This is a genomic window from Acidiferrobacterales bacterium (assembly GCA_028820695.1).
GTDB lineage: Bacteria > Pseudomonadota > Gammaproteobacteria > Arenicellales > JAJDZL01 > JAJDZL01.
On the sequence record JAPPIB010000051.1, the window covers coordinates 49,174 to 55,229 of the forward strand.

Genomic DNA, 6,056 nt, shown 5'->3' on the forward strand with positions numbered 1-6,056 from the left:
GACCATCGCGCTGACCGTGCAACTGCTCGAAACTCATGCATACTCGGGCAATACTTCCGGGCGAGGATATAGTTCAATCATCGGAACCGACTGGCCGTTGCTTTGTACAACACGGACGTGACTGCGATCCATCAGCCGTGGCCGTACGACTCCACACGAGTGCGAAATGACCTGCACCTCGTATATGACCCGCTTCGCGTAGTTGCAGACCCGAACTACCTTGTCAGCCGGGTCCAATCCCTTCTGCAGTCGCGGATTGTGCGTTGTAATTCCGGTCGGACACGTATTCTTATTGCATTTCAGTGACTGAATACAGCCAAGTGCGAACATAAAACCCCTGGCCGAAGTGACAAAGTCCGCGCCGGTCGCGATTGCCCACCCGACTTCTGATGGGTTGGTCATCTTTCCAGAAGCAATCATCCTGATTCTCTCCCGTAAACCGTATTTGTGCAACACGTCGGACGCCAGAGGCAGCGATTCCTTGACCGGCAATCCAACATTGTCCATCAACGGCATGGGTGCCGCACCAGTGCCGCCGTCGCCACTGTCTACCGTAATAAAGTCCGGAGCAGACTCAATTCCGCGCCGATGAACTTCCACGCACATCTCCTCGAGCCATTCGAAACTACCGAACACCGACTTGAAGCCTACCGGCTTACCAGAAATATCGCGAACACTCTCAATCACATCCAGCAGTTCGGGAATACTGTTTATTTCAGGATGTCGATTGGGTGAGATTGAGTCCTGCCCGGCCGGTATACCTCGTATTGCGGCTATTTCCTCAGTTACTTTCGCACCAGGCAAAATACCCCCCTTTCCCGGTTTCGCTCCCTGACTCAGTTTCAATTCGAACATCTTGACCTGCGGATGGCCTGCAACCTCGCGCAGCTTGTCTGCACTTAGCATTCCATTTTCATCGCGTACTCCGTATTTCGCAGTGCCGATCTGAAACACTATGTCGCAATCGCCTTCGAGATGATACTTCGACAGTCCGCCCTCACCTGTGTTGTACCAGATTCCTGCCATTTTGGCACCTTTGGAAAGAGCACGAACAGCCGGCGTAGAAAGAGCGCCATAACTCATTCCGGAAATATTGAAAAATGACGGGGCATTGTAGGGTTGTCTGCTGTAGGGTCCGATCAACATCGGCAACATCGCTACAGCATCTTCCGTCAGGGTTGGAAACGGATAATTCACAAAAATCGGTGTGCCCACCGGAGAAAGGCTTCGTGTCGAACCAAACGCAACCGTGTTGTCCACATTTTTCGATGATCGGTCAATCCATTCCCTTTCCGCACGATTGAACGGCATCTCCTCTCGATCCATCGCAAAAAAATACTGGCGAAAAAACTCACCCAGCATCGTAAATATGTGGCGAAATCTGCCAACTACCGGATAGTTTCTTCTCACTGCATCGTGCGTCTGTCGCACATCAATTATGAAAACTACCACCCCGGCTGCCGCGATCAGTCCCACAACAAATATAAACAGTGCCGAAAGGAACTGGAGACTTCCCATCATAATTTCATCTAGTAACATGTTCGAACTCACCTTGTTTTTGCCGATGATTGCAAGTCGCGCGAAGGATCGATACCTCTGAACCTCGCGAATTCACAACAGTCTCACTGATTGTTCATATTATCTATATTCGATGTCGGGGCGATCATTTTGTTCGCGAATCAAGTGCATTGCATAAAAGAACTTTCCTTCATCAGTGCCTGTAAGGCAGATCGCAAGCTGCGAGACCAGGTAGTAAGCTGGCATTAACCGCTTGTCGCTTTTATTTAAAAAAAACGATTCCCATTGAATATCACTGTCAAGATAAAATGCTCACTGTAATCCGAAATTGCGTTGTGAGCCTGTTTTGTCAAACGCAAAATGAACCCAGCTGATTTTTTGCAAATGATTCACAATGGCAACCCAATCAGCCGGTTTGACGGAAATGTCCTGCGCAGCGCTTGAACCAACCCTTTCAAATTTGGAGTCCAGATGGGAAAATCACCACGTTCATCTCCTGACACCTTGGCTGCGCATCTAGGGAGAGACTCGAACCTCAGCCAGGGTTTTGTCAATCTGCCGGTTTATCACGGTTCAACCGTATTGTTCGACACGTATGAGGATTTGGAACATTCTCATCAAAGTCGCAACGAAATGAACCAGATTGCCTATGGTCGATATGGCACCCCCTTGAGTTTTGCGCTGGAACAATCGGTCGCTGAATTGGAAGGAGCGTTTGGAGGTATCACAACGTCATCCGGTCTAGCGGCGATCACCAGCTCCATCATGTCATTCACCGGCAGTGGCGATCACATTCTCGTTACCGACAGCGTCTATAAGCCGACTCGATCCTTCTGTGATGTTGTACTCAAGGGATACGGTGTGGAAACGACTTACTACGACCCGCTGATAGGCGACGGGATTTCAGACCTGATTCGTCCGGAAACCAAAGTGATTTTTCTGGAATCACCCGGGTCGCAGACCCTTGAAGTCCAGGATCTGCCCGCGATCACCTCAGTTGCCAGGGAAAATGGGGTTGTTACCATGCTGGATAATACCTGGGCAACACCGTTGTATCTGAACCCATTCGAGTTGGGTGTGGATGTATCAATTCATGCTGCGACAAAGTACATCACCGGACACTCTGATGCGATGCTCGGAATCATAACAACGACTGAAGAGCATTATTTCACCATTCGGGACAGTGTGCGTCTCTTCGGACAGTGTGCCGGACCCGATACGATTTTTTTGGGACTGCGCGGATTGCGTACCTTGCCTACCCGTTTACGTCAGCACCATGAGTCAGGAATGACTATTGCCAGATGGCTTGCGCTACGTCCTGAAGTCGCAAGGGTGATTCATCCGGCATTACCAGAAGATGCCGGGTATGGCATCTGGAAACGGGACTTTTCAGGCGCAAGTGGCTTGTTCACATTCATTCTGAATCCTGTACCGACTTGTGCGGTTGCCGCATTGGTCAACAATACAAAACTGTTCGGTATCGGTTATAGCTGGGGCGGTTTCGAGAGTCTGCTGATTCCGTTTGACCCGACTGGGTACAGAACGGCGACAAAGTGGGAAACCGAAGGCCCGGCACTTCGCATGCATGTCGGATTGGAAGACACCGACGATCTGATTGCGGACCTAGAAGCAGGTTTTGAGGCGATGGCACAGAGCACGTAGAATGTCTGGTCAAGTCGAGCAGATTCTCAGTGAAATCGACACGCTGATTGAACGTCACCGGTCGGTCGAGCTGGCTACCGTATCGACCGATGGGGTACCATCTGTCAGTTACGCGCCTTACGTCTACATGGGCAATCTATCGTTTGGTGTGTTTCTCAGCAGTCTTGCAGAACACACACACAATATTGCAGGGAACAACAGCGTGTCAGCTATGGTCATCACGAGCGAAAAAGATTCCCCGAATCTTTTTGCCAGAGAACGGGTTGCAATCACCTGTGAAGCCAGACTCCATGATCGAAAAAGTGATGAGTTTGCCAGTTGGCTGCCGAGCTACCGGGAACGGTTCGGTGCGATAGTCGATACGCTGGTACAGCTCGCCGACTTCAATCTGTATATTCTGCGACCACTGCGTGCAGTCTATGTCAAGGGATTCGGTCAGGCCTATAGGATTTCAGGTGACGTTATGAACGATGTGGAGCACATTACCAACCCTGCCCGCGACGCGCAGAATAGAATCAAGACCAGAGACGAGGAGTGAGAAGTGATCGTTGAACAGATTTGGACCAACAATGCCTACCGCAATTTCAATTATCTGATCGCTTGTGGACAGACCGGCGAAGCCATCGCAGTCGATCCGCTGGACCATGAAAAATGTCTGTCCAAAGCCAAAGATCGCGGTTGGGAGATTACAGCGGTTTTGAATACACATGAGCATCTTGACCATACCGGTGGCAATGACATGATGATCAGGGCAACCAACGCCCGATTGATCGCACACAAGAATGCCAAAGACAAGATTCCAGGAATCGACCGCGGTGTCGGCGCCGGGGACGTCATACGAGTTGGCACGGTCGAGCTTGAGGCAATGGATACGCCCGGCCATACGATGAGTCACATCTGTCTGATTTCACACAGCGATCCTCCCGCACTTTTCTGCGGCGACACCCTGTTTAATGCAGGTGCTGGGAACTGTCACAATGGAGGACACCCCCATGAACTGTATGAGACGTTTGCAAGCCAACTCGAAAAGTTGCCCGCGACTACGAAGATTTACCCTGGCCACGACTACATTGCCAATAATCTCGCATTCACACTGGACCGGGAGCCTGACAATCGAGCGGCAGCGGATCTTCTGAGAAAGATAGAGAATCAGGACCCGAATGATGCACTGGTCACAACAATTGAGATGGAAAAGACGTTCAATACGTTCTTCCGACTGGGCAGTCCCAGCGTGATCGAGCAACTTCGCAACAACTTTCCGGACCTGCCCGACAATCCGGATCGCATGACCGTATTTCTAAAGCTCAGGGAATTGAGAAATAGCTGGTAGTATTCGGACCGAGTTACAGTTGCCCTTCAGTTTTCACGATCTGTCGGAAGGTGAGATTGATTCGTTCTGCATTGCAAGATTTGGTCTTTGGCACGCAGTGACGCCAATAACGCTGCGTGTCGCCTGCCATGACCAATGCTGATCCATGCTTGAGATGCCTTTCCCAGCGACAGGCAAGTTTCTTATGCTTCATCATGAATTTTCGCTGCTCGCCAAGACTGATCGAAACAATTATGGGTTGATCGCCCAGTTCGGGCTCGTTGTCTGCGTGCCATCCCATACTGTCCGAGCCGTTTCTGTACAGATTCAGCAATACGCTGTTGAAACGGATTTCTGTCAGGCACTCGAGCGCATTGCGCAATTGCAAAAGAGTTTCTGTCCACGGCAACGGTTTGTTGCGCAGTCCGGAATACGTGTATACCGAATCCGGATCACCATGCCAGGCTGAAAGGCGGGGAGAATTAACCAGTTTCGCACCCAGTTTTATGGTGGGCTGCACCCATGCTGTCTCCTCGCGCAGCTGATTGAGATATCGTGTTGCGGCAGGAGGCGGGATGAAACCCTCATTGATCCACAACCAACCATCTTCAAGCTGAATGGCATCAAATGCAGCGATGAGCAGTCTTTCATTCAGTTCACTGACTGACATATGAGTTTATGGACATATAGTGAGTCTGAAGCCGCATGTTCGTATGATTCTCACACCTGTCCCAATCTAGCCCGACGTCCGCCTCGCCGGGTTTTTTCCTGTGCAAATGGCTTTTTGACAAAGAGCACGCAATCGCCAGCATCTGCCTGATGAAAGTCGGAAGAAAACATCACCTGATCGTCAGGTCGAACATCTTCGTTCTTGGGCACGAGCACACATCCTCCGGCAGGCACCATCTGTGACAGCTGGTCGCATGCCGGCGGCGAAATTTCCCCATGGCACATGATGACAAGATTGAATGAATGGTGGCTGATGTCCTTCAGGAACTGTTCAGTACACTGTCGGTGTACAGCAACCCTCAAGTCCATGGACAATTCGTTTTCCTCATCACTCAGCGGCGATTCGTCGGGCAGATTGACGACCAATCGTGTCATGGCATCCATACCAACAAGCACCGAGCCGCAGAACTTCAACGCCGACTCGCCAATCGAAAGAATCAATCCGCTTGAAGCGATCGAGGCGAATGCGACCATCAACTGATCAACTTTCATGTCTGTAGACTGCATGTGGTTCACATTTTCGAACAAGTCGGGCTGTCGGGTCCTGAAACGGTATCGGCGGGTGAGGTGCTATCGGTTAAGTTTCGTGCTTTCTTGTCTTTCCCTTTATCAGGATCAAGGCACTTGATTTGAATCGTTCCTCAAACTTTCAACTGGCTGACCTGATGTACACAACCATCAAGGTATCTGGCAGTGACATTGCACGATAGATGCTCAGAAAGTCAGTGCCGTTGCAACCAATCGCCACCGAGCCTCTGTCCCGACGCAAATGTAAAGGCATGGAACCCTGAAATCTCTTTAGACAAGTCAAAAACAAGAAAAGCCCTGCCGGTATAAT

At 50.4% G+C, this 6,056-nt stretch carries 6 protein-coding genes; 3 read left to right on the forward strand and 3 right to left on the reverse strand.

What is annotated here, in order from left to right:
- Positions 1 to 33 precede the first annotated feature (33 nt).
- Positions 34 to 1,539, reverse strand: a complete 1,506-nt coding sequence (locus OXI60_09745; GenBank protein MDE0310097.1) for an FMN-binding glutamate synthase family protein — start codon at positions 1,537 to 1,539, stop codon at positions 34 to 36.
- Positions 1,540 to 1,989: 450 nt separating this feature from the next.
- On the opposite strand from OXI60_09745, the gene metC reads away from it, so the two are divergent.
- From metC to OXI60_09760, 3 genes are read left to right on the forward strand one after another with little or no spacing between them, the layout of a single operon-like run.
- Positions 1,990 to 3,180 carry a cystathionine beta-lyase gene (gene metC, locus OXI60_09750; protein MDE0310098.1) on the forward strand — a complete coding sequence of 397 codons (1,191 nt, stop codon included), beginning with the start codon at positions 1,990 to 1,992 and terminating at the stop codon, positions 3,178 to 3,180.
- 1 nt (position 3,181) lies between these two features.
- Positions 3,182 to 3,718 carry a pyridoxamine 5'-phosphate oxidase family protein gene (locus tag OXI60_09755; protein ID MDE0310099.1) on the forward strand — a complete coding sequence of 179 codons (537 nt, stop codon included), beginning with the start codon at positions 3,182 to 3,184 and terminating at the stop codon, positions 3,716 to 3,718.
- Between the two features lie 3 nt (positions 3,719 to 3,721).
- Positions 3,722 to 4,510: a hydroxyacylglutathione hydrolase gene (locus OXI60_09760; protein MDE0310100.1), complete on the forward strand. Its 789-nt coding sequence runs from the start codon at positions 3,722 to 3,724 to the stop codon at positions 4,508 to 4,510.
- A gap of 13 nt (positions 4,511 to 4,523) precedes the next feature.
- On the opposite strand, the gene OXI60_09765 is transcribed toward OXI60_09760, so the two are convergent.
- Complete coding sequence (locus OXI60_09765) at positions 4,524 to 5,159, reverse strand: alpha-ketoglutarate-dependent dioxygenase AlkB (GenBank protein ID MDE0310101.1); 636 nt, start codon at positions 5,157 to 5,159, stop codon at positions 4,524 to 4,526.
- Between the two features lie 50 nt (positions 5,160 to 5,209).
- On the reverse strand, positions 5,210 to 5,710 hold the full coding sequence (locus OXI60_09770) for a hypothetical protein (protein ID MDE0310102.1): 501 nt from the start codon (positions 5,708 to 5,710) through the stop codon (positions 5,210 to 5,212).
- Between the last annotated feature and the right edge of the window lie 346 nt (positions 5,711 to 6,056).

Bases quoted from the DNA above. Each gene is read 5' to 3' on its own strand.
- OXI60_09745 (MDE0310097.1), bottom strand. From the start codon at position 1,539: ATGTTACTAGATGAAATTATGATGGGAAGTCTCCAGTTCCTTTCGGCA.
- metC (MDE0310098.1), top strand. From the start codon at position 1,990: ATGGGAAAATCACCACGTTCATCTCCTGACACCTTGGCTGCGCATCTA.
- OXI60_09755 (MDE0310099.1), top strand. From the start codon at position 3,182: ATGTCTGGTCAAGTCGAGCAGATTCTCAGTGAAATCGACACGCTGATT.
- OXI60_09765 (MDE0310101.1), bottom strand. From the start codon at position 5,159: ATGTCAGTCAGTGAACTGAATGAAAGACTGCTCATCGCTGCATTTGAT.
- OXI60_09770 (MDE0310102.1), bottom strand. From the start codon at position 5,710: ATGAAAGTTGATCAGTTGATGGTCGCATTCGCCTCGATCGCTTCAAGC.